The sequence below is a fragment of the Neobacillus terrisolis genome, assembly GCF_051233475.1.
Lineage (GTDB): Bacteria > Bacillota > Bacilli > Bacillales > Cytobacillaceae > Bacillus_BU.
The window spans coordinates 1-21,180 of sequence record NZ_JBKFGH010000026.1 but is presented as its reverse complement, the minus strand read 5'-3'; the positions used below and the strand labels follow the sequence as shown (position 1 = coordinate 21,180).

Genomic DNA, 21,180 nt, shown 5'->3' with positions numbered 1-21,180 from the left:
TTATTAGGAAACATTTGAGGTGGAAAAATTGGATATTGGATCTAAGATTCGTGCAATCCGGAATAGAAAAAAAATTACGATTGCCCAAATGTGTGAAGGGACCGGCCTTTCAAAAGGGTTTATCAGCAATGTTGAAAACAATAATACATCTCCATCTATTAATACTTTGCAGACCATCGCGAGCTTTCTTGATGTTCCACTCCCCTACTTATTGCTGGAAAAAAAGCAGCATATGCGGGTTGTTAGAAAAGAAGAAAGAACGCATTCCGCTTTAAATAGTTTAAAAATCGAACATTTAACATCGATTGGTGGATTAAGGCTGATGAGTGTTGAATGTCCTCCAGGCGCTTCCATGGGTGAAGCGATTGCGCACCAAGGGGAAGAATGCCATTTAGTGTTGGAAGGCAAAATTCTTGCCCAACAAGGCGAAGACTCGGTGATTTTAGAAGAAGGTGATTCGTTCAGCTGGCATGCCAGTGTACCGCACTTTGTGAAAAATATCGGGGATAAAAAATCCGTCGTGTTAATCGCGGTTTATTCAGATACGGAATTGAATGATGTTTTTTAACTATTTTTTCTGATGATAATTATTTTAAAATATTCCAATAGAGGCTGGCTCAATGGTGATTTAAAATGACTAATTGAGCCAGTCTCTTTTATTTAAAACCGGAAACAAATTCCTTATAACCAACGGTCCTGCTTTTACAAACCCTTAAAGTTTTCATAATCTTTTAACAATTCTTTACACCCCCTTTATTAACATCGTTATATTACTAAACTTATAATCAAGATAGTAAAATATTATATCGATTAAAGGGGAGACTCACATTGGATCGTCGTTTATTTCTAACATACGTAGGAAGCAGTACTGCCGCATTAGTTGCAGCATCAACCGGAATTAGTACCTTAACAGGAAATGCTATGACAGCAAATCATTTAATGAATGGACAACCTTCTGGAACTGGAAAGCCATTAACCGCACCGTTCAAACCGGTAAGCCGGACTTGGGAGGACGAATTAATGCTTCCTGAAGGATACAAATACAATATCATCGCCTCTTATGGTGATGTCATCAATTCAAAGGGTGAAAAATTTGGAGATGCTGCAGACCTTACCGTCTATTTTCCAATTGATAGCTTAACAGGCGGGAATAATTCTGAAGAAGGCTTAATCTGGATCAATCATGAATTTCCTGAACCTGAAAATTATCTGAAACTGCTAGGAATGAATCCAGCCAACTTTAGAAAAGAAGATCTTGCTAAATATCCTGATCTACTAAAAATGGAAAAAGAAGCGGTTGGCGGATCGGTTATCCATGTTAAGAAAGAAAATGGTGAATGGAAACTCGTTCAAAATGATACATACAACCGCCGTGTCGATGGGACAACCCCTATCGAATTAACCGGTCCTGCTCGCGGAAGTAAAGCTGTTAATGGGGCAACTAAGGTCGAGGGTTCTCTTGGAAACTGCAGCGGTGGCCGGACGTTATGGAATACCGTCTTATCCTGTGAAGAAAATACTGAATATGGCAGCTCTTATGGTTGGCCAAATTTCGATAATAGTCATTATGGCTGGGTGGTCGAAGTAGATCCGTTTGATCCTAATAAATCTGTTCGCAAACATTCTGCACTTGGCCGTTTTGCTCACGAAAATGCAGCAATGGGATTAACAAAGGATGGAAGAGTAGTTGTATACATGGGCGACGATAAAGGTGATGAGTGTTTCTATAAATTTATTAGCAGTAAACCGTTCAATCCTACAAATCGCGAAGCAAATTTCGATATTTTAGAGAGCGGAACTTTATATGTCGCTAATCTTAGCAAACAAAAATGGGTAGCGCTTGATCATGCAACCAATCCTGCCCTTCAAAGTCAATTTGCTGATCAGGCTGCAGTATTAACGAACGCACGAGCAGCTGCAAAAGCAGTTGGTGGTACAAAACTTGATCGTCCTGAGGATGTAGAAATTCACCCGCTTGATGGAACGGTCTTCTTAGCCTTAACAAATAACTCCGGTCACGGAAATTTCCATGGTCAAGTGATCCGTTTTGCCCCTGCTAACAGTGACCATGGCAGTGATTCATTTACGTTTGAAGTATTTATTTCTGGTGGACAACAGAGCGGTATTACCTGCCCGGATAATCTTCATTTTGACAGCAAAGGGAACCTTTGGGTTGTTGAAGACTACAGTGCCACTGAAGATAATGTGTATGCGGCTTATAAGAACTGCGGTGTGTTCATGATTCCTACTGATGGCAAAAGCTATGGAATCCCGCACCAATTCGCATCAGGTCCAAAGGGATGTGAGATGACAGGTCCGTGGTTGTCACCGGATGAGCGTACTTTATTCTTAGACGTTCAGCATCCTGAGACATGGAATCCATACCCTGGTCAGCAGTTTGGACGCTCTTGCTTAGTTGCAATACAAGGCGGAAGCTTTAGCAAGTAATCGACTAGTCAAACAACTAATAGGTTCGACTAATATCTAGAAGGAGGTGCTTTCCATGCTGCAAAACATTGGGATTCCCGGTTTAATATTGATTCTTGTCATTGCGCTCATCGTTTTCGGCCCGTCAAAACTGCCTGAACTTGGGCGTGCGGTCGGGTCCACTCTTAAAGAATTTAAAAAATCAACGAGAGAATTAGTATCCGATGATGAACCTAGCAAGGTGACCACGAAAAACACTGAAGAAAAAACCGTTTAGTTCAGGAGATATTATGTAAGATGCAGGATAGCCGTGGCTGCTTGCATCTTCTTTTTAATGAAGGAGGTTAAAGATTGTGAATCAAGATATGGACCTTATTGGTCATTTTGAGGAACTGCGGAAGCGGATTATGATTACCCTTGGTGCTTTTATACTGCTTTTTATACTTTCGTTTATATATGTAGAGGATATATATAAATGGCTTGTAAAAGATCTGCCTGTAAAGCTTGCCATTCTTGGTCCAAGTGATATTTTATGGGTTTATTTACTGTTAGCAAGTGTTGTAGCGATAGCAGGAACAATCCCGATTGCTGCTCATCAGGTTTGGCTTTTTGTTCGGCCCGCTTTAAAGGAGCATGAGCAAAAAGTTACGTTATCCTATATTCCGGCTTTATTTCTATTATTTATCGTTGGAATAAGCTTTGGCTATTTGGTCATATTTCCAATTGTGTTTCAGTTTCTGCTTTCCTTATCAGACGGGGTGATGATGAACTTTTTTACGACGGAAAAATACTTCAAATTTGTCGTTCATATGACGCTTCCCTTCGGATTTCTATTTGAACTTCCGGTTATTATCATGTTTTTAACCAGTATTGGAGTATTGAACCCTTACCGTCTGCAAAAAATGAGGAAGTATTCCTATTTTATCTTGATTGTTACGGCGGTTTTTATTACTCCTCCAGACCTTCTGTCAGATGTCTTGGTCGTAATTCCCCTACTGTTTCTTTATGAATGCAGTGTTTTATTGTCAAAAGTGGTATATCGACGAAAGCAAAAAATGGTGCCAGTTGCGTAGTATTTTTATATTGATTGTTTAGTATACACAATTGGGATAGGGCTATTGGTGACTGATTTTCTGATACGATTAGGATTTCGGTCTCCAATACTGGGGATTAGTTCCCTTTTTGTTGGAGAGCATCATGATTTAGGGCACTAACTAGGGCATTAGTTCCCTTTTTTAAAAAAATCTTCATGGGTTAGGGCACTAATGGAAATTCTTTCTTTTTACAAAGAGTAAATAAAAAAATACACCAAAACATAAATAATCCCCGACCTAAACCTCAAAAAAAGCGCAGTGCACTGAAAAACCACATAGTGCCCTGCGCCTTATTTTATCAAAATTAATTGGTCACCAAATAATCGACAAGCTTCGCTTTCGGCGCCCCAAAAATTTCCGCTTCCAGTCTTCTTCCTGTTGGAGTCGCAGCAAGTCCACCCTCGGCCGTTTCGCGCAACGTAGCCGGCATGGATTGGCCAATTGCGTACATAGCACCAATCACTTCATCACACGGAATTCTACTCGTGATGCCTGCTAATGCCATATCTGCCGCCGTCAATGCATTCGAAGCACCCATTGCATTTCTCTTGACGCACGGAACCTCAACGAGTCCTGCGACCGGATCACAAACTAATCCGAGCATGTTTTTTAAGGTGATTGCCATGGCTTCTGCTGATTGCTGAGGTGTACCGCCTGCCATTTCAACAATTGCTGCCGCCGCCATTCCTGCAGCTGAACCAACCTCTGCCTGACATCCACCGGCTGCTCCTGAGATTGATGCATTATTGGCGACGACAAATCCGAATGCAGCTGCCGTAAACAAAAATTCTATCATTTCCTGCCGAGTCGGATTGAGCTGATTCTTCACGGCAAATAATGTACCCGGAACAACTCCTGCCGAACCTGCAGTCGGAGTGGCACAAACGACCCCCATCGCAGCATTTACTTCATTTGTGGCAACCGCTTTACTGACTGCGTCTAATAGCAATGGTCCAGACAATGCTCGCCCGCTATTGATGTAATTTTGTAGTAAAACTGCGTCTCCACCTGTCAAACCGGTCTGCGATTTTACTCCTTTAAGCCCGCGTTCTACCGCTTTTTCCATAACGGTTAAATTGGTATCCATTTTTGCAATGATCTCTTCGCGAGTTAAACCTGAAATTTCTATTTCCTGCCGTATCATAATCTCGGCGATTTTCACTTGATTTTGTTCTGCTAATTCAACAAGCTCGGCTACATTCCGAAACATGGCTTGTCCTCCTGATGCTCGATTTTTTCTGTGGTAAGCTCCAAATCTCTGCCAACGCTCTATTAGTTTATTTACTCGACCATCCTAATTACTTTCTTAACATTCTCAAGCTCTTTTAGTTCCTTAATTACTGCGTCCTCTATTTTCTGGTCGACCTCAATAACCATTATCGCCATTTCACCCTTTTCTTTTCTGGCAACCTCCATATGACCGATATTGATTTCATATTTTGATAGAACAGTCGTTACCGAGCAAATAATTCCATAGCGGTCCTGATGAATAACGAGGATCGCTGGATCTCCAGAGAGTTTCAGCTTAAACGAATTAATCTCCGTGATTTCAATTGTTCCACCACCGATTGAGATACCGATCACTTCAAGTTCATTTTCATCATCATATAGATTTATTTTTACCGTATTCGGATGCTCCGGAACCGCTTCTTCTTCTATAAAAATCACTTCTAATCCAGCCTTTTCAGCGATTTCCAACGAATCTGGTATTCTTTCGTCAAACGTATCAAAATCTAAAAGCCCGGCCACAAGTGCCAAATCCGTCCCATGTCCTTTATACGTTTTAGCAAATGAACCGTAAAGAGAGATTACGGCCCTTTTTGGCTGTTTTTCAAATAATGTTCGGGCTACCCGCCCAATACGGGCTGCGCCTGCTGTATGTGAGCTGGATGGTCCAATCATGACTGGACCAATGATGTCAAAAGCTGAACGATATTTCATCACTACCGCTCCTTTTCTTTTGTTAATACCTTGGTTAACCTACTAAATTATATTAAAATAATTTTTCGCCTGCTGAATCATACCATATTTATAATAGGATTCAAATAAAATTTTTATGGGAAATCGCTATTATTGTTTACGCAACTGAAAAGTGCCATGAACCATTCTTATTTTGGTCCATGGCACCTAATGAACAAGATAATCCGTTGATTAACCATTGAAATTGCATTTAAATCATTTAACCCCGGGCTATGCTCGTTTGGCATTTCAGGTAACACGAATTATTCTTACAACCATTCTTTTTCAAAATAAAAGAAGCCAAGTCTCACCATTAATGTGGTCTTGGCTTCTTCGATTATTTCGAAGCTTCTTTTAATATACTTAAATCAATCAAACCGTCAATCTTATTACTTGGGATATAGCCCGCTTCCTTGCTGATATCCGCCATCTCTTGGATAACCTTCTCATTTACATCTGTTGTTACAATAAGACGAGAAAACGCTGCATTCACTTCATCTTTATTTAATTCTTTTCCGGTTAATTCTTTAAGATGAGCAATAACAATGTCTTGGGCTTCTTCAGGATTGTTTTGGATAAAATCAACCGCTTTTTGATGGGCTGATAAATAAGCCTTCGTTAGATCCTTTTTGTCTAAGAAATCCTTGCGGGCAGCCACCACCGTATTAGTTGATTCTTTCCCCCATGCAAATTGATCCCAATCTAGTAAAAGCTTACCGTCTGCTTGGTTTTCCAGGACATAGCCCCAAGGCTCTTGAGTTGCTGCGGCATCAACGGATTTTTGAATGAATAGCCCAGCCGTATCTGCCGGAGCTGCTGCGAACAAATCGACAGTCCCGCCGCTTGTTTTTGCTTTTAAACCAACATCTTTAAGCGCTTTTCTAAGCATAACATCCTGGGTACTTCCAATAACCGGAATCGCCACTTTCTTTCCATCGAGGTCCTTTAAATTTGAAATACCGGTTCCGTCTCTTGCTACAAGGACAGCACCACCGTTTACTGCACCAGACACGATGTGGTACTCCGGATTTTTCACGTAGAAGTTTAGCAGCGGACCAGGCCCGACTGTTCCGATATCGATTGCTTTTGTCGCCATCGCTTCCATAAACAAGCCACCGTTTGCTACTGTCTTCGTTTCAATTTTTACACCTTTGCCAAACGCTTCTTTAAAATAGCCCTTTTCAAGTGCAACGATTGTTGCAATATGAGTTAAGTTAGGAAAATAGCCAATTTTTACGGTTTGCTCCCCTTTAGCATCACTTTTGTCTTTTTCAGTATCGGCTCCTGTGCAACCTGCTAAAATTCCAATCAATAATGCAGATATCAGTAAATATACCCATGATTTTCTCAACATTTTCACTACCCCTTTTTTTAAATTTGGCTGTTGATTTCCGCTCCAGGTGCTCGCGCACCTTAGGGGGAGTCCGGGAGCCTCCTCGGCGCCATAGCGCCTGTGGGGTCTTCCGTGACACCTTCTCCCGCAGGACGTGAATAATCATCCTTGAATGAACACCGCACGATAAAATGCCTAAGCATTTTAGAGGAGTCTCGCACCTTCCGCTCCAATCAACAGAGTGTTCAAAATCAACATTGTTCTTTAGCAAAGCCTTAAAATTTCCTTTTGATTATCGCTTAACTCCCCACTTTGTTTGGACATTCCGTTCCAAGCGAGTAAAGACGACATTGTCTACAACTGTACCAATCACTGCAATGATGAACATGACGGATAGTACAAGATCCATTTGTCCGAGCGAGCGCCCCATTTCTAATAGCTGACCTAGACCTCCGCCGCCACCAAGCAGCTCACCAGCCATTAGAGCCCTCCAAGAAAAGGCCCAAGCAACTCGCAAACCAGAAATAAGCTGCGGAACTGAAGCGGGTAAAATCACGGTCCGAATGAAGTGGAACCCAGTCGAACCATATGTCTTAGCTACGCGCTGATAGAGCTGCGGAACATTTTTAAACCCGCTTGTTGCATTAACAGTCATGGTCCAAGTAGCCCCAATGGTTACGATGAACAAGATTGAAACATCGTTCAAGCCAAACCAAATGATGGCTAACGGAAACCAAACGATGCTTGGAATCGACTGCAGTGCGGTGACAAGAAAGCCAAGTGTATCCTCTACTAGCTTATAGCGCCAAATAAAATATCCCATGATTATTCCTAGAATAATAGCAATTGAAAAACCTAATAGAATACGGCCCATACTTTTCCCAATGGCGGTTGTTATTTGACCGCTCACCAGACCATTCAGTAATGTATCGAAAACCTGAGTCAGGCTTGGGAACATGAATTGCGGGAGACCGGAGAACTTAGATGTGACTTCCCATATTATCGCTATCATCGCGATGAATATGATTCGTCTTAAAGCTGTAGTCATCACCCATCTCCTCCTTTAATACTTTTTCGATCTCTTCTTGTAAAATAGATAAAATCTTCTGTTCTTTACTTAAAGTTACACTGTCTGGCATAACGCCATCCTTCATGGTTTTAACGGAAACAATCTCTTTGATTCGTCCGGGACGTGTTCCAAAAACGACCACTTGTTGGGAGAGCAATACTGCTTCGCGAATGTTATGCGTAACGAAGAAAATTGTCACCTTCGTTTTCCGCCAAATTTCGAGCAGTTCTTTGTGCAATACCATTCTTGTTTGTTCATCTAGTGCTGAGAAGGGCTCGTCCATCAACAGGATGTCCGGTTCCATAACAAGTGCTCTAGCAATAGCCACCCGCTGCTTCATCCCGCCTGATAATTGATGTGGATAGGCGTCCACGTATTTACTGAGGTGAACCATTTTTAACACTTCAAGCGCTTTTGCTTTTGCCTCACCCTTCGGCATTTTCTTAATTTGTAATCCGTATGTTACATTTTCTAGAACCGTTAACCACGGGAATAATCCTGCTTCTTGAAAGACAACCACTCGCTCTGGTCCAGGCTTCGATACCTTATTCCCTGCTACACGAATGTCCCCTTTATCCGCCTGATCAAGGCCAGCGATTAAATATAATAATGTTGACTTTCCGCAGCCTGATGGCCCAACAATCGAAACAAAGCTGCCCTTTTCAACTTCAAGATTTATATCGTCTAGGACCTTCAAATTTTCCTTTTTATCGTTAATGAAACTTTTTTGAATTCCATCGATCGTAAGATACATGTGTTTCACCTCGTTTTAATCCCAAGTAAACTTATTGGTATTCATGTATTATATAATGCTAAAATCGACCAAATTTGTCAACTATTTTTTGTAATGTTTTGATTTTTTTAGTTATTTCATTCAGATTCGCAAATCTCTATCTTTAATAATTTGGTCAAATTCTCGCCCTATTTTTCCAAAAATAAGAATTATACTTATTATTGAAAAAAGGCTTTCGTGAAGATTATTTTAAGGGGGGTAATACTTCATGAGAAAAATAACATTAACGATGCTTTTATTAATATTGGGGTTCCTTTTAGTTGGCTGTACCGACAAAGAGGAAGTTGAAAAAAAAGAAGTTGATCCTAAGGAGTTATTGCTTTCGTTGAAAAATGATAGTCCATTAGTCCCTATAGGTGACATTCCCATCCCGGAAGATAACCCGATGACACCCGAAGTGCTGGATCTCGGGCAAAAGCTGTTCTTTGATCCGCGCCTATCTGGCAATAACGAGAGAAGCTGTTCTTCTTGTCATGATCCAAATTTAGGGTATGGCGATGACCGCCCAACCTTCGAAACATATGACGGCGGTGATGGAGCTAGAAACAGCCCAACCATCATTAACGCAGGGTATTATAAAGTGAATTTTTGGGATGGACGGGCAGGTTCATTAGAGGAGCAGGCACTTGGACCCATCCAGAATCCAAACGAGATGAATCAAAAAATGGATGAGCTTGTCAAAGAATTAAAAGCGATAAATGGCTATGAAGGCCTTTTTATGGCGGCATTTAATGAGGGCATTACCGAACAAAATATTGCTAAAGCCCTTGCTGCATTTGAACGGCAAATTGTTGTAACGGATACTCCGTACGATCGTTTTTTACAGGGCGACACGAAAGCACTTAATGCTCAAGAACTGCGTGGGTTAAGCTTGTTTAGTGACAAAGCCTTTTGTTCAAAATGTCATAATGGACCAAACCTTTCCGATAATAATTTTTATAATACCGGGATTGAAAGTGATGATGAAGGCCTATTTGCCATTACAAAAAAAGCGGGGGATGTCGGAAAGTTCCGGACTGCAGGATTGTATGGAATTACTCATACCGCCCCGTACATGCGTGACGGCAGCATTGCTACACTGGAGGATGTAATTGAATTTTATAATAATGGCGGCGGTGACCACCGAAACAAAAGCTTTTATTTTAAAAATTTCATGCCGTTAAACTTAACGAAGCAGGAAAAAGCCGATTTGCTAGCGTTTTTAAAAACATTGGGCGGCGAACCGCCAATCTTTGAAAAACCGGAGCTGCCAGGAATGTAATGACCAATACCATTGAAAAAAGCGTGCTAGACAAAGCACGCTTTTGCTATGGTTCCCACACCGTTTGCTTCCTAAAAAAAATCAGTTTATTTAAGAAGGTTGCACTATTTTAAGAGATACTATTTCCGTGAGGATTGTTGGGATATTCGTAAAAGCAGTGAAATGAATCGGCTTTTCCTCCAATATTGCGTATTCTTTTGCTTCCCACATTGCCCTGTGCGAAATAAATCGGGTTAAAACGATAATCACATCTGCTTGACGTACTAATTCATAAAAGGTAGGATCCAGTATTCGAGCATCATGAGTTTGGATGATATAGCCATTCTCTTCCCTTGTCTGCTTTGCTCGGTACCCCCCTAAAATGAGGATACTCTTCCCTTGTAAAATCGTTTCAAGCGAAACTGGCTCCTCCTGATGAAGAGGTTCCTCGGATAATACAATCCCTTCCTTTTGTTCATCCGCTTCTACTTGATGCTGGGGTATTTGGTCCAGTTCAAACTTAAGTTCCTCAATCAAGCCTTTAAGCTGCTGGATTTTTAATATATCCGTTTTACTTCGGAACTCATGAGTGATTGTTGCAGTCGATTGCTCCAGCTCACTAATTCTTTTATAAGACTCCCCTAATTTTTCAGTTAAGCGTCCATTCTCCTGCTGCAATTGTTTCAAGAATTCATGTTGGCGGTCGATTGTCTTTTGTAACTTAACAGCCTCATGGATTCCTTTATCTGTAAATATCGAGGCATGTTTCTCATAAAAAGGCTTTAACTCTGTAGGAATCGGTAAGTATTGAAAAATAAACTGTGCTCGATTTTGGCCTAGAAGTCCAATCTCCTTTTTCACAGCCCACCCAAATACGGTTAGTAGTAAATAATGTCTGATCACCGCTTCATTGGCTTTCATCCAAAAGATCCCTTTTTCTTCTTCGGTTAACCCAAGCTGCTTTACCCTACTAAGCAGCTTTTCTTTCGAGATGTTTTTTGGAACTTGCGGGTAAAAGTTTTGCAAAGCGTGCCAAAGTTCTTTCCTTGTCAGCTCTTCAATATAAACATCCCATTTTCTCAGTGCTACAAAGGAATAAGCAGACCAAAAGGATTCCTCAAACCGGTGAAAAAAGTGACGATGCTCTACAGCTGCTGTTAATACCCGTTGCAGCTCCTCATGGTCCCCTAACGTTCCAAGCAAGACTAGGTCATCTATAAATCGTTCTGCTAACGGCTTGTTGGCTTGGAGATCTTTTATTAAGATTCTTTCCTTTTTAACACTGGTTTGGCATTCGTTACAAACCAATGGTTCGTCGACAACCATGATGAGAAGGTCATCAATATGACTTTCCAACGACCTTAGATTTATATTTATAGGAGATGATTGACTGCTAAAAACGGCACCATCACAGGAGGGACATTGTCCCGCAGATTGGATGGATACTTCCAGAATATCGGTTTTATATTCCTCTTCTGAAATTGGGTTTAGAAGTGGTATCGTGGTGACAAAAATCTTTTGATTTTCCTTGGCTTCTGTGTGTTTTTCAAGATTTTGAATGATTTTCACAACATTCTGTTGGGCAATTTCTTCAATTAATTCTTCCTCATTGACTGATTGCGAAAAATAATAATTTGTCTCGATCTGGACAGCGCAGACTCCACCGTTTTTTTCAACTTTTATTAAGATGTTTAAATAATCCGCACTGATTTCAAAATCAATCAGACCATAAGATTTCAATTCTTCTGCAAGTCTTGCCGCCAGCTCGGATACCACTCTTCTAAATTTTTTTTCAAGCTTATTTTTTTCATTCGCTTCGATATTCGCGATTGTTTTATCCAGCAGCGCAATAATGGAATGATCTGCAAGAGCCATTCCATACAGTTGAGGGTCTCCCTTTTTGTTCGTCCATTGATCATGATGATAGATCTCAAGTGTATCAAGAGTGAAATGACTTCTTTTATGGAAAGGGAATAATAATTCCGCTCTCAACCGCTGATTATTTTTAGTAAAATACACAAATATCTTTGTGTAAAAATGGTGTTGATGATCAAAAAAATGCACGATTGAATTTAGATCCGGTTTAACGTTGGATATCAGCACCTGTTCTTCCCCTTTTTGTTCGCTAAATTACGATGATTATTTTATTAAAATAATAACTTATACGAATTCCATAAGTCCAACTACAATTGATTTTTTAGCTGGTCACCTATGATTATCGTAAAAAATCCAGATGGGTGTGATATTTATTACATTCAAAATACCCTAATAGGTATTATTATATACCCATGTAGGTATAACGAGGAGGAATTAATGTGCACGACAAAACAAATAGAAGAGATTTTATTAAAAGATCTGGAGCCGCACTGACTGTCGGAAGCTTGATGCTGGCAACTGGTGACAAGGCTTTTGCAAACAAAAACACTAACAGTGAAAAGGGAACTCTAATTGACTTAACTGTTTGTGATGGCTGTAAAGATAAAGATACCCCCGCTTGTGTAGTTGCATGCAGGAATAAAAATCAACAACAGTTTCCGAAGGTTAATCAAGACGAGTTAAAACCATATTGGCCGCAAAAAAAATATGAAGACTGGTCCGATAAACAGGATGTAACCAATCGTTTAACCCCTTACAATTGGACTTTTGTTGATCGGGTTGAAGTGGAGCATAACGGAAAGAATGAAGAGGTTTTCATCCCCCGCCGTTGTATGCATTGTGATCATCCTACCTGCAAAGGCCTTTGTCCATTTAGTGCCATAAGTAAGGATGAACATGGGGCCGTTGTGATTGATGATGGTATGTGTATGGGCGGAGCCAAGTGTAGGGATGTTTGTCCATGGGATATACCGCAAAGGCAGGCTGGAGTAGGGATTTATATGAAAATGGCACCTGAGTATATCGGAGGCGGTGTCATGTATAAGTGTGATTTCTGTGTAGACCTACTACGTCAAGGCAAACAACCCGCTTGTGTTACCGCATGTCCAAAGCAAGCTATTACATTTGGAACAAAAGAAGATATTTATACCCTCGCTTATGCTCGAGCAAAAGAGATCAATGGCTACGTTTATGGTGATAAAGAAAATGGCGGTACAGCAACTTTATATGTATCTAAAGTTCCATTTGCCAAAATCGACAGTGCGATAAAAAAGCATAAACAAGAAACAAATGACTTATCCCCTGGCAGACCTGCGATGAATATTAAAGTAGAAAATAAGCTTGATACGTTAAGCGGGATGGCATTAGGTGCGGCGATTGCCCCAATTGCTGGAGCAACAGCTGCCGGTTTCGCTGCGTATCGAAAATTGAAGGGAGCAAACAGCAATGGAAAAGAAGAATAAAGGAAAAGTATATAGGCAGAGTCGGTCAAATCGTCTCGTTCATTGGTTAACCGCCGCTTCGATTTTTTCACTGATTATTACAGGATTTGGGCAAATGCCCGTTTATAAACGCTATAATGTCGTCAAAATTCCCGGAGCAGAATGGCTCGGTGATTATTCAATTACTTTGATCCTCCATTATATCGGTGCTATCGTACTTATTTTTATCGTTTTCTACCACATTTTTTTTCATCTCTTGCAAAAACAATTTGATATTATGCCGAAAAGAGGAGATGTAAAGGAATCGGTTCAAATCATTAAAGCGATGATTACAAAGGGAGAAGAACCCCCAAGTGAGAAGTATTTAGCTGAGCAAAGGCTTGCATACGCAGCAATAGGAATCGTCGTTTTATTCTTGATATTAACCGGATTTATCAAAATAGCCAAAAATGCAAATTTATTTGATGTTCCACAAACTTTATTAACGATTACGACCAATATTCATAATTTCTCAACCATTGGATTAATAGTTTTAATTGGAGCACATTTGCTGGCGTTTATTATTAAAGCAAATCGGAAATTATTGCCTGGGATGTTTTCTGGGTTTGTTGATGAAGATTATGTTAAACACCGCCACCCTCTGTGGTATAAGAAACTCAAAAAATGAGTGGAACATTAAATGGGAATTCAATCGTTTTCAATTTTGTCAAATTAAGTTAATAAGCATTTAATTAAATAGTAATATAATTAAATTGTTGCTAATGAAGTTCTTATCCATAAGTAGTTGCACGCCCAATAATACCCCGATAGGTTTTTAGGGCAAAATATAAGAGGAGGTTGATTATGAAAAGAATTACAGGTTTCATAATACTTTTTTCCATTCTTTTCGGGGGAATAAGCGTTTCAGCAGAAAGTAATGTAAAAAATGAATTTGATTATTCTAACCCTGAGTTTCAAGCTACCGTTGATATGCTCTCGATGGAGGGTCATGGAAATGATGATGTAGCATCTTGTAGTGTTAAACAATTATATTATCAAGAAGTAGCCGAAATGTTTGAAAAAGGGATGACAAAGCAGGAAATATTAGATTATTATGTTGAAGAATTAGGCGTTCAAGCTTTAAAAGCACCTCCTAAAAAAGGGTTTAACCTGACTCTTTGGGTTACCCCGTTTCTGTTGATCTTCCTGGTACTGATATTGATTTTCATTTTAATTAAAAAGTGGAAAAAGCTTACACCGGCCCTACAAACTGGAACCGAACAGCCAGTTACAGATATAGAAACAGAAATATATCATTCCATTATTGAAGAAGAGCGGAAACAAATTTTATAAATCAAGATTACCGAAAAAAATTCAGATTGAAACATTATAGCAGCATATTTTATAATATAGAATTAACGGCTATATTATAAAAACCATTAAGGATTCCTAGGGAGCTGTCTATAAATGCAAAAAGAAGAGTTAATTGCAAAAATGTTTAAAGCCATGGGACATCCCATTAGATATAAGATTATCTTATTTCTTTTAGATGGTAAAAAATGTGTATGTGAATTAAACGGGAACGTTGAATTTAGCCAAGCAAATCTATCTCAACATTTAAAAATTCTTAAAGACGCAGGAATCCTTTCAAGCGAAAGGGATGGGTCAAAAGTATTTTACAGTTTGAGAAATGATGATATCAAAAAGTTGGTTCATTGTGCGGATGAATTTCTGGTTCAATATATTCAATCCTTAGGTAATAATATTAGAAATGCGTGACCATTTTTAAATGGGCCACGCATTTTTTTATTTCAAGAAGAAGCTAGTCAAGATTTAGTTCCCTTTTTCTTCGTTCGTTTTCTTCCCTTAAGAAATTAATAAAATGGTTCATCATTCTAAATGGTTGTTCCTTGACTAGCCGGAAATAGGCTTCTTTTCGGTAAACGGACATGATGTCACTTTTCTTTATGCGTTCCACTATATAGTTAACACTTAGTTTGTGAAGTTCCGCTTGCTGATGCTTTGTTTCTTTTGACAGCGCCATTCCAACTGCACCTAGAACTGCGTAGAGCATCAATGCAGTCCAATTGTCATTCGTCTGTGGTGTTAAAAACAAAATTAAAAAAAGGTTAAAAAAAGAAATGATCTTTAACGGTGTAGCCCAAAACATATATTTCGACATTTTTGTCATTATTGGAGAAATATGGTTTTGTAATTGTTCCATTTCTTTTTTAATAAACATCGGCATATTGTCACTGATGAAAAATTTCATCTTAACCACATCCTTATAAATATTATTTGAAGAGAAATAAAAAATATCCTCCTCCAATTTGTGGTTAAAATCGAAAAAAGTAAACTTGGTTCTATCGCCGTGTTTGCTTTAGCTTTGGCTGTCCTCATTCTTCCCTTTTTCACCGTATTAAAAGAAAGTTAATTCAACGCAAATTACAACTAGCTTAGACATGAGTGGTACGTGTCTATGCAAAAAAAAAACGGGTTTGATGTTTTACCAAAACACTATTGATATCCTTTTTACCTATTTATATAGTATAAATTGGAAGAACGACGATTATGTGGTATAATGAATGAATAACCATTCATTTCTCATTCGTTTCGACATCCAAAAAAATCTAAACCCATACCCCTATTAATAAGAGGTGAAAACATTGAATCGTATTGGCCCAATTATTATTGTGGAAGGACCTAAAAATAGCAAGGTTCCCTTTTCACGAAGTTTGTTTATCGATTGTCAGGAAAAGGTGCTGATCGATTCCGGTGCAGACCCTAATGCGCTTCGCGAGATTGAACGGGAATACGGAGTAGAATTAATTGTGAATACTCACTATCATCCCGATCACACTACTTATAACCATCGTTTCCCTAATGCAGCTAAATGGATTAATCCGATTGAGTTCAGAACATCACGGACAATTAAAGGTGTTGCCCAGGTATATGGTATCTATCAGGAATGGGGACCAGACGGTGCAGAGCAGTGGGAAAAATCAATTCCAGCCGAATGGGTGAAAAACCTCGAAGAAATTTCGGACTTTTATGAGTATGAAAAGATTTATAATTTTGGTGGGATAAAGGTCCAATTTTTGCACACACCTGGTCATACGAAGGGATTATCTTGCCCCTATTTCCCGGACCTCGGAGTTGTCTATGCCGGGGATTATGACATGACTTCATTCGGCCCTTGGTATAACGGGACCGATGGGGATATAGAGGAGTTTATTAGGTCAGGAAATCAACTATTAACCGTTGATGCAGACACCTTTATCACTGGACATCAAAAAGGAATTTTCACCAAACAAGAATTTAAACAAGCTATGGGAAACTATCTTTCTATCATTGACAAACGGGATGAATTGATTGAAAAGCACGTTCGCCAGGGAATGAACTTTGATGAACTGACTAGTGTTGGCATTTTCTATCCTAAGCATGCACTTGCCAAACCATATTTTAAAATGTGGGAACGCATTGGAGTTCGCAAGCATTTAGAACGGTTGGGTTTAACCGTCCCTGAAACCGGGGTAAAGATTTTCACAAAATAAAGGGGCGCCATGTGCGTCCCTTTATAGCTTGTTATTTAAATTTATGTTCTAATCAGGAAATAGAAACTAGCTCTGAAACTTTTTCTGCAAATTATTTTCAAGGATAAACACAATTAGTCTTTCCCCGGTTCGAGTGCTAATGTCAGTATGAAAACTGATCACTCTCTCCCCCGTTAAATTATAGATGATCTCTTCCAGCTGTTCCCTTCCAGACTCTATTAGTTGGGCACGGTTTTGTTTTATCGATAATAAACCGTCGCTTGTTTTCGAAACATTTTGTTCTGCAGATGAAAGAATGCCTCTTAATAATACTATAATCATATTTCGCAGGATATCGGTTTTGACCAATACAGAGCCACGACCTAAATATTCTTTTTCCCACTTTGTTAATTCTTTACTAATTTGATTTTCTAAATCTCCAATCGACATTATCCTTAAAGCACCTCTTCCATTTCATAAAAAAAAATCAGCATATCTTTTATATGGTATTATAACCAAAATAATTATACCAATGTTTTCTCCAAAATTTAGATATGAGCCAATTGCCGCTATCATATTCTATGACAAAGTTAAAATGGACATCATCAAGAGGAAAGTACTTCAGGTTGAGGGACTTTTAACAAACATGCGAGTGCGCACAGCATGCTAGCTGCAGCAGCATAAAATAAGATTCCAAACCCAAATACATCAACAAGTAGGCCCAATGTTGGCGGAGAAATAATCGCTGAAAGTGAAGATACCAAATAGTACAAACCGGTTCTCGTTCCGAAACCTTGTTTTTTCCCCGTTGAGACGATGAATGGATACGCATTAATATTGATACAGGCCCAAAAGACCCCTCCAACCAACAACGTCATCCTTAACGCCAGAATTGTTTCTATAAAACTTAATACAATAAAAACAATAACCAAGCCAAGGACCCCGATTACGATTATTTTTTTCATACCGTATTTTGCCCCTAAATGTCCGCACGGAATTGAAGAAAGGACAAAACTTAACGAGAAGAAAGCTAACGAAAATGCGGAAGCACTAACTGATAAGCCTAACTCCTTAACACCATATAAGGTAAATAATGCCTCCATTCCCTGTATTGCTATAAACCAAAAGAAGATTGAGGCAAGCAATAAAATAGTCGGTACATTTAATTCATTTTTATAATCGATTTTATCACCGGTATGAGTGATATACCTAATCGCATCTCGGTTTTCATTAATATTGTAATATATTACAAATAAAGCTATTAAAAAAACAGCTGAAACAACTAGGAAAGGAATAGAAGGGTCCAATTTATATAAATAGGAGCCAACACTGAAGGCCAAGATAGCGCCACAGCCACCCATAAAGTTAATGATCCCATTTGCCTTTGTCCGCTCTTGCTCTGGGGTAATGTCCGGCATGAGTGCAATCGTCGGAGTCCGGAAAATCGCCATCGATAAATTCATGCAAATCATAAAAATGATTAATGAAGCTAAACTTTGATGAAAAGGAATTAGCCCATAAAATAAAGCAGCAATTGGGATCCCTATTAATAAAAAAGGCATGCGGCGACCGAACCTCGTTTTGGTCCGATCGCTAAGATTCCCAATATACGGTTGTAAAAATAGGGCAACATAATTATCGAGGGTCATCAAAAAGCCAATAAGTGCTGTACTGCCTAGATAATGATCAAGAAAAAATGGAACAAAGCCATTATACAATGCCCAGCCAATACTAATGCTAAAAAAACCAAAGCCTAACAACCAAGTTGTTTTCATGCTAATCTCCTCTATTCCCACTCAATGCCCGTTTCCAAGCAAAAAGGAAGTGCTACTATCTTATGCATAGTAACACTTCCATTTGCTTGTTTTTATCATCTTTCAGTTAACGTTTTCATTTTACAAAATAACAGATTGCTTACGGTTTTTGTATTTCAAGACTAGATTTGATACGATTATAAAAAAATGGATTGGAGGTGCTGGGAATGTGTGGGAGATTTACGTTAACTTCTACACTGGAGGAGATTTTAAACAGGTTTGATGTTGAAGCATTTCTTGATGAGGAAGGCTATTTACCCAGCTACAATGTGGCACCTTCACAATCCGTTTTAGCAATAATTAATAATGGCTTGATAAATAAAATGGGGTATTTAAAGTGGGGACTTATTCCGCCTTGGGCAAAAGATCCTTCAATAGGCTTCAAAATGATTAATGCCCGCTCAGAAACTCTATCTGAGAAGCCAAGCTTTAAAGAAGCCTTTAAAAAAAGACGCTGCCTGATTATCGCTGATAGCTTCTATGAGTGGAAGAGAACGGATCCAAAAAATAAAACACCTATGAGAATTAAACTTAGGAATGATGAGTTATTTGGAATGGCAGGTCTGTGGGAGCACTGGAAATCACCTGACGGAAAATCGATTTTTTCTTGTTCTGTGATTACCACAACGCCAAACGAGCTTGTCCGGGATATTCATGACAGAATGCCTGTCATATTGAAGCCTGAGGATGAAAAAGTATGGCTCGACCCTGCAATTACTGATACCCATTATCTCCATCATCTTTTACAACCGCTTGATAGCGCCTTAATGGAAGCATACGAGGTTAGTCAGCTAGTAAATTCACCCAAAAACAATTCTTCCCAATTAATTCAAAAAATTTGCTAAGTATCCAAAAACAAAAGCGAAAGCGCCCGGGTAGCTCACGACAGGACTGGAGCACATCGACTGAGATAAAGGAAACACGAAGAGCGATAGCGATTCGATGTTGACTTATCGTAGGGAGGTGGGCGAAGTACACTAGGAGCTGGGCGCTGGAGCTGGACGAGTCTAACTGTGCAATAGTTATCCACAGCTTTGAATTCTATAATTTTCTAAAACACAAAAAAGGCTAGAAAACATTTTAGTTTTCCTAGCCTTTTTTTATATTCGTTCTGCCTACTTCATCCCCGGAAGCTCTGGTGCAGTATAGATTGGTGGGTTCCCGCCAAGAGTCTTTAAAAAAGCCAAGAGATCCGCTTTTTCTTCGCTGCTTAACCCGACCGGCTTCATAAATTGCTTCATAAAGAAGCTTGTGTTAGGGTGACCGTCGCCGCCACGATCATAAAATTCGATTACTTCTTCGAGTGTGGCGATACTCCCGTTATGCATATAAGGGGCTGTATGAGTAATTCCATATAAACTTGGAGTTCGAAATCTTCCCAAATCGCCTTCAATCTTGGTGATCGTATAGCGTCCTTCATCCTCAGTTTTCGTTCCGATATTATAAAACTTGTTATCCGAAAGATTCGGGCCATTATGACAGGTTACGCAAAATGCTTTCCCCGTAAACAAATTTAGTCCACGAAGTTCTTGCTGGGATAATGCCTCGGTATCCCCATTTAAAAATTGATCGTAACGGGTATCTTTAACGACAATTTGCCTTTGAAAAGCTGCAAGGGCCTTAGCAATATTTTGCTCGGTAATCCCCTCTGAAAACGCAGCTTTAAAAAGCGCGTCATAGCCTTCAATTCCTTTTAATTCTGGGATAAGCTCGACCAATTTTTGATTCATTTCGTTCGGGTTTTCAATTGGACCCAGCGCTTGCTCTTCCAAGCTTGAAGCTCGTCCATCCCAAAAGTTTGATGTGTAATATCCAGAGTTAATAACAGTGGGACTATTTCTCGCGCCTTCAGTGCCATCAATTTTTTTAAAAGTAGGACGGTTATCACCATAGCCTAAATTGGGGTCATGACACGTTGCACAACTAACCTCGTTATTCCCAGATAAACGGGGATCAAAAAATAATGCCTTCCCGAGCTTAAGAACTTCCGGATTCATTGGATTATCTTCTGGAATCGGAATATCTCCCAGTGGCGCAACCATCGAATGATTTTGCAAACTAGCTAAAATAACCTTCGGATCCAATTCTTTGGATTCCTTTTTAGTTTCTTCCTGTTCCTTAACCTTTGTCGGTGGAGACACTTCCTCTATATTCGAACATGCTATTAAACTGATACTGATAAAAAATATAATCAGCAAACTGAGTTGTATTTTTTTCATAGCTGTATTCCCCGCTTGTGTTTTATTAGTTGCTATTCTCATTATAATTTGAGCAACCAAGAAAGAGAGGATAATAATGTGAATAAATTATTAACGGTGATAAAATTAACAATCTTTGTTTGTTTGTTAAAAGAATATCCTTTCATTTGGTAAATAATAGGGACATCATTTTTATATCAATCATCATCGGGCAAACGGGCATAAGTGGGTTTTAACGAGCATAAGTCTAATTCAGCGAGCATATCCGGGTAAAGTTGTCCGATATATTTTTAGAGTTGTCCGATATATTTTAAAAGTTGGTCTATATCTTTTTAGCCCCCTTACTAATTTGGACACCTAAATTTAGTAGGAGTACAATTTAGTCATAAGGGGAGGAGTCCACTATGAGTAAGAGAAATAGTGT

The 21,180-nt window shown here is 39.3% G+C and carries 21 protein-coding genes; 11 read left to right on the top strand and 10 right to left on the bottom strand.

What is annotated here, in order from left to right; translation table 11 throughout:
* Positions 1–28 precede the first annotated feature (28 nt).
* From ACI48O_RS15930 to tatC, 4 genes are all read left to right on the top strand, one after another.
* On the top strand, positions 29–568 hold the full coding sequence (locus ACI48O_RS15930; RefSeq protein ID WP_435562826.1) for a helix-turn-helix domain-containing protein: 540 nt from the start codon (positions 29–31) through the stop codon (positions 566–568).
* A gap of 260 nt (positions 569–828) precedes the next feature.
* Entirely contained in the window at positions 829–2,448 is a 1,620-nt protein-coding gene (locus ACI48O_RS15925) for a PhoX family protein (protein WP_435562825.1), read from the top strand.
* Between the two features lie 55 nt (positions 2,449–2,503).
* Positions 2,504–2,704: a twin-arginine translocase TatA/TatE family subunit gene (locus ACI48O_RS15920; protein WP_435562824.1), complete on the top strand. Its 201-nt coding sequence runs from the start codon at positions 2,504–2,506 to the stop codon at positions 2,702–2,704.
* Positions 2,705–2,792: 88 nt separating this feature from the next.
* Positions 2,793–3,500, top strand: a complete 708-nt coding sequence (gene tatC / locus ACI48O_RS15915) for a twin-arginine translocase subunit TatC (RefSeq protein ID WP_435562945.1) — start codon at positions 2,793–2,795, stop codon at positions 3,498–3,500.
* 325 nt (positions 3,501–3,825) lie between these two features.
* Here tatC and sdaAA read toward each other — a convergent pair whose 3' ends face one another.
* The 5 genes from sdaAA to ACI48O_RS15890 all read right to left on the bottom strand — a co-directional run bounded on the left by sdaAA (position 3,826) and on the right by ACI48O_RS15890 (position 8,636).
* Positions 3,826–4,731 (bottom strand): L-serine ammonia-lyase, iron-sulfur-dependent, subunit alpha, encoded by a 906-nt coding sequence (sdaAA, locus tag ACI48O_RS15910; protein WP_435562823.1) that lies wholly within the window; start codon positions 4,729–4,731, stop codon positions 3,826–3,828.
* A gap of 71 nt (positions 4,732–4,802) precedes the next feature.
* Positions 4,803–5,462, bottom strand: a complete 660-nt coding sequence (gene sdaAB, locus ACI48O_RS15905) for an L-serine ammonia-lyase, iron-sulfur-dependent subunit beta (RefSeq protein WP_435562822.1) — start codon at positions 5,460–5,462, stop codon at positions 4,803–4,805.
* A 355-nt stretch (positions 5,463–5,817) separates the two neighbouring features.
* On the bottom strand, positions 5,818–6,834 hold the full coding sequence (locus ACI48O_RS15900) for an ABC transporter substrate-binding protein (RefSeq protein WP_435562821.1): 1,017 nt from the start codon (positions 6,832–6,834) through the stop codon (positions 5,818–5,820).
* A gap of 271 nt (positions 6,835–7,105) precedes the next feature.
* Entirely contained in the window at positions 7,106–7,861 is a 756-nt protein-coding gene (locus ACI48O_RS15895; RefSeq protein ID WP_435562820.1) for an ABC transporter permease, read from the bottom strand.
* On the bottom strand, positions 7,794–8,636 hold the full coding sequence (locus ACI48O_RS15890) for an ABC transporter ATP-binding protein (protein ID WP_435562819.1): 843 nt from the start codon (positions 8,634–8,636) through the stop codon (positions 7,794–7,796). The genes ACI48O_RS15895 and ACI48O_RS15890 overlap by 68 nt, the downstream gene beginning before the upstream one ends.
* A gap of 247 nt (positions 8,637–8,883) precedes the next feature.
* On the opposite strand from ACI48O_RS15890, the gene ACI48O_RS15885 reads away from it, so the two are divergent.
* Positions 8,884–9,936, top strand: coding sequence for a cytochrome-c peroxidase (locus ACI48O_RS15885; RefSeq protein WP_435562818.1), 1,053 nt, complete (start codon positions 8,884–8,886; stop codon positions 9,934–9,936).
* 90 nt (positions 9,937–10,026) lie between these two features.
* On the opposite strand, the gene ACI48O_RS15880 is transcribed toward ACI48O_RS15885, so the two are convergent.
* Complete coding sequence (locus ACI48O_RS15880; protein ID WP_435562817.1) at positions 10,027–12,018, bottom strand: DUF2325 domain-containing protein; 1,992 nt, start codon at positions 12,016–12,018, stop codon at positions 10,027–10,029.
* Positions 12,019–12,230: 212 nt separating this feature from the next.
* On the opposite strand from ACI48O_RS15880, the gene ACI48O_RS15875 reads away from it, so the two are divergent.
* The 4 genes from ACI48O_RS15875 to ACI48O_RS15860 all read left to right on the top strand — a co-directional run bounded on the left by ACI48O_RS15875 (position 12,231) and on the right by ACI48O_RS15860 (position 14,990).
* A complete protein-coding gene (locus ACI48O_RS15875; RefSeq protein WP_435562816.1) occupies positions 12,231–13,253 on the top strand; it encodes a 4Fe-4S dicluster domain-containing protein in 1,023 nt (340 codons plus the stop codon).
* Positions 13,237–13,899, top strand: coding sequence for a formate dehydrogenase subunit gamma (locus ACI48O_RS15870; RefSeq protein WP_435562815.1), 663 nt, complete (start codon positions 13,237–13,239; stop codon positions 13,897–13,899). The genes ACI48O_RS15875 and ACI48O_RS15870 overlap by 17 nt, the downstream gene beginning before the upstream one ends.
* A gap of 176 nt (positions 13,900–14,075) precedes the next feature.
* Positions 14,076–14,564, top strand: coding sequence for a cytochrome c-type biogenesis protein CcmH (locus ACI48O_RS15865; protein WP_435562814.1), 489 nt, complete (start codon positions 14,076–14,078; stop codon positions 14,562–14,564).
* Between the two features lie 114 nt (positions 14,565–14,678).
* Positions 14,679–14,990 (top strand): ArsR/SmtB family transcription factor, encoded by a 312-nt coding sequence (locus ACI48O_RS15860; RefSeq protein WP_435562813.1) that lies wholly within the window; start codon positions 14,679–14,681, stop codon positions 14,988–14,990.
* A gap of 43 nt (positions 14,991–15,033) precedes the next feature.
* Here ACI48O_RS15860 and ACI48O_RS15855 read toward each other — a convergent pair whose 3' ends face one another.
* On the bottom strand, positions 15,034–15,483 hold the full coding sequence (locus ACI48O_RS15855) for a DUF5392 family protein (RefSeq protein ID WP_435562812.1): 450 nt from the start codon (positions 15,481–15,483) through the stop codon (positions 15,034–15,036).
* Between the two features lie 394 nt (positions 15,484–15,877).
* Between ACI48O_RS15855 and ACI48O_RS15850 the strand changes: the two genes are divergently transcribed.
* Entirely contained in the window at positions 15,878–16,765 is an 888-nt protein-coding gene (locus ACI48O_RS15850) for an MBL fold metallo-hydrolase (RefSeq protein ID WP_435562811.1), read from the top strand.
* Between the two features lie 66 nt (positions 16,766–16,831).
* Here ACI48O_RS15850 and ACI48O_RS15845 read toward each other — a convergent pair whose 3' ends face one another.
* On the bottom strand, positions 16,832–17,194 hold the full coding sequence (locus tag ACI48O_RS15845) for a Na-translocating system protein MpsC family protein (RefSeq protein ID WP_435562810.1): 363 nt from the start codon (positions 17,192–17,194) through the stop codon (positions 16,832–16,834).
* A gap of 155 nt (positions 17,195–17,349) precedes the next feature.
* The gene (locus ACI48O_RS15840) at positions 17,350–18,519 is read right to left on the bottom strand and encodes an SLC45 family MFS transporter (protein ID WP_435562809.1); all 1,170 of its coding nucleotides are present in this window, start codon (positions 18,517–18,519) and stop codon (positions 17,350–17,352) included.
* A gap of 206 nt (positions 18,520–18,725) precedes the next feature.
* Between ACI48O_RS15840 and ACI48O_RS15835 the strand changes: the two genes are divergently transcribed.
* Complete coding sequence (locus ACI48O_RS15835; protein WP_435562808.1) at positions 18,726–19,403, top strand: SOS response-associated peptidase; 678 nt, start codon at positions 18,726–18,728, stop codon at positions 19,401–19,403.
* Positions 19,404–19,673: 270 nt separating this feature from the next.
* On the opposite strand, the gene ACI48O_RS15830 is transcribed toward ACI48O_RS15835, so the two are convergent.
* On the bottom strand, positions 19,674–20,777 hold the full coding sequence (locus ACI48O_RS15830; protein WP_435562807.1) for a cytochrome-c peroxidase: 1,104 nt from the start codon (positions 20,775–20,777) through the stop codon (positions 19,674–19,676).
* Positions 20,778–21,180 lie beyond the last annotated feature (403 nt).

What these genes read in the sequence shown, in the direction of transcription:
- ACI48O_RS15920 (WP_435562824.1), top strand. Translation starts at nt 2,504, where the DNA reads ATGCTGCAAAACATTGGGATTCCCGGTTTAATATTGATTCTTGTCATT.
- ACI48O_RS15885 (WP_435562818.1), top strand. Translation starts at nt 8,884, where the DNA reads ATGAGAAAAATAACATTAACGATGCTTTTATTAATATTGGGGTTCCTT.
- ACI48O_RS15890 (WP_435562819.1), bottom strand. Translation starts at nt 8,636, where the DNA reads ATGTATCTTACGATCGATGGAATTCAAAAAAGTTTCATTAACGATAAA.
- ACI48O_RS15840 (WP_435562809.1), bottom strand. Translation starts at nt 18,519, where the DNA reads ATGAAAACAACTTGGTTGTTAGGCTTTGGTTTTTTTAGCATTAGTATT.
- tatC (WP_435562945.1), top strand. Translation starts at nt 2,793, where the DNA reads ATGGACCTTATTGGTCATTTTGAGGAACTGCGGAAGCGGATTATGATT.
- ACI48O_RS15865 (WP_435562814.1), top strand. Translation starts at nt 14,076, where the DNA reads ATGAAAAGAATTACAGGTTTCATAATACTTTTTTCCATTCTTTTCGGG.
- ACI48O_RS15835 (WP_435562808.1), top strand. Translation starts at nt 18,726, where the DNA reads ATGTGTGGGAGATTTACGTTAACTTCTACACTGGAGGAGATTTTAAAC.
- ACI48O_RS15900 (WP_435562821.1), bottom strand. Translation starts at nt 6,834, where the DNA reads ATGTTGAGAAAATCATGGGTATATTTACTGATATCTGCATTATTGATT.
- ACI48O_RS15860 (WP_435562813.1), top strand. Translation starts at nt 14,679, where the DNA reads ATGCAAAAAGAAGAGTTAATTGCAAAAATGTTTAAAGCCATGGGACAT.
- ACI48O_RS15895 (WP_435562820.1), bottom strand. Translation starts at nt 7,861, where the DNA reads ATGACTACAGCTTTAAGACGAATCATATTCATCGCGATGATAGCGATA.
- ACI48O_RS15830 (WP_435562807.1), bottom strand. Translation starts at nt 20,777, where the DNA reads ATGAAAAAAATACAACTCAGTTTGCTGATTATATTTTTTATCAGTATC.
- sdaAB (WP_435562822.1), bottom strand. Translation starts at nt 5,462, where the DNA reads ATGAAATATCGTTCAGCTTTTGACATCATTGGTCCAGTCATGATTGGA.
- sdaAA (WP_435562823.1), bottom strand. Translation starts at nt 4,731, where the DNA reads ATGTTTCGGAATGTAGCCGAGCTTGTTGAATTAGCAGAACAAAATCAA.
- ACI48O_RS15845 (WP_435562810.1), bottom strand. Translation starts at nt 17,194, where the DNA reads ATGTCGATTGGAGATTTAGAAAATCAAATTAGTAAAGAATTAACAAAG.
- ACI48O_RS15870 (WP_435562815.1), top strand. Translation starts at nt 13,237, where the DNA reads ATGGAAAAGAAGAATAAAGGAAAAGTATATAGGCAGAGTCGGTCAAAT.
- ACI48O_RS15855 (WP_435562812.1), bottom strand. Translation starts at nt 15,483, where the DNA reads ATGAAATTTTTCATCAGTGACAATATGCCGATGTTTATTAAAAAAGAA.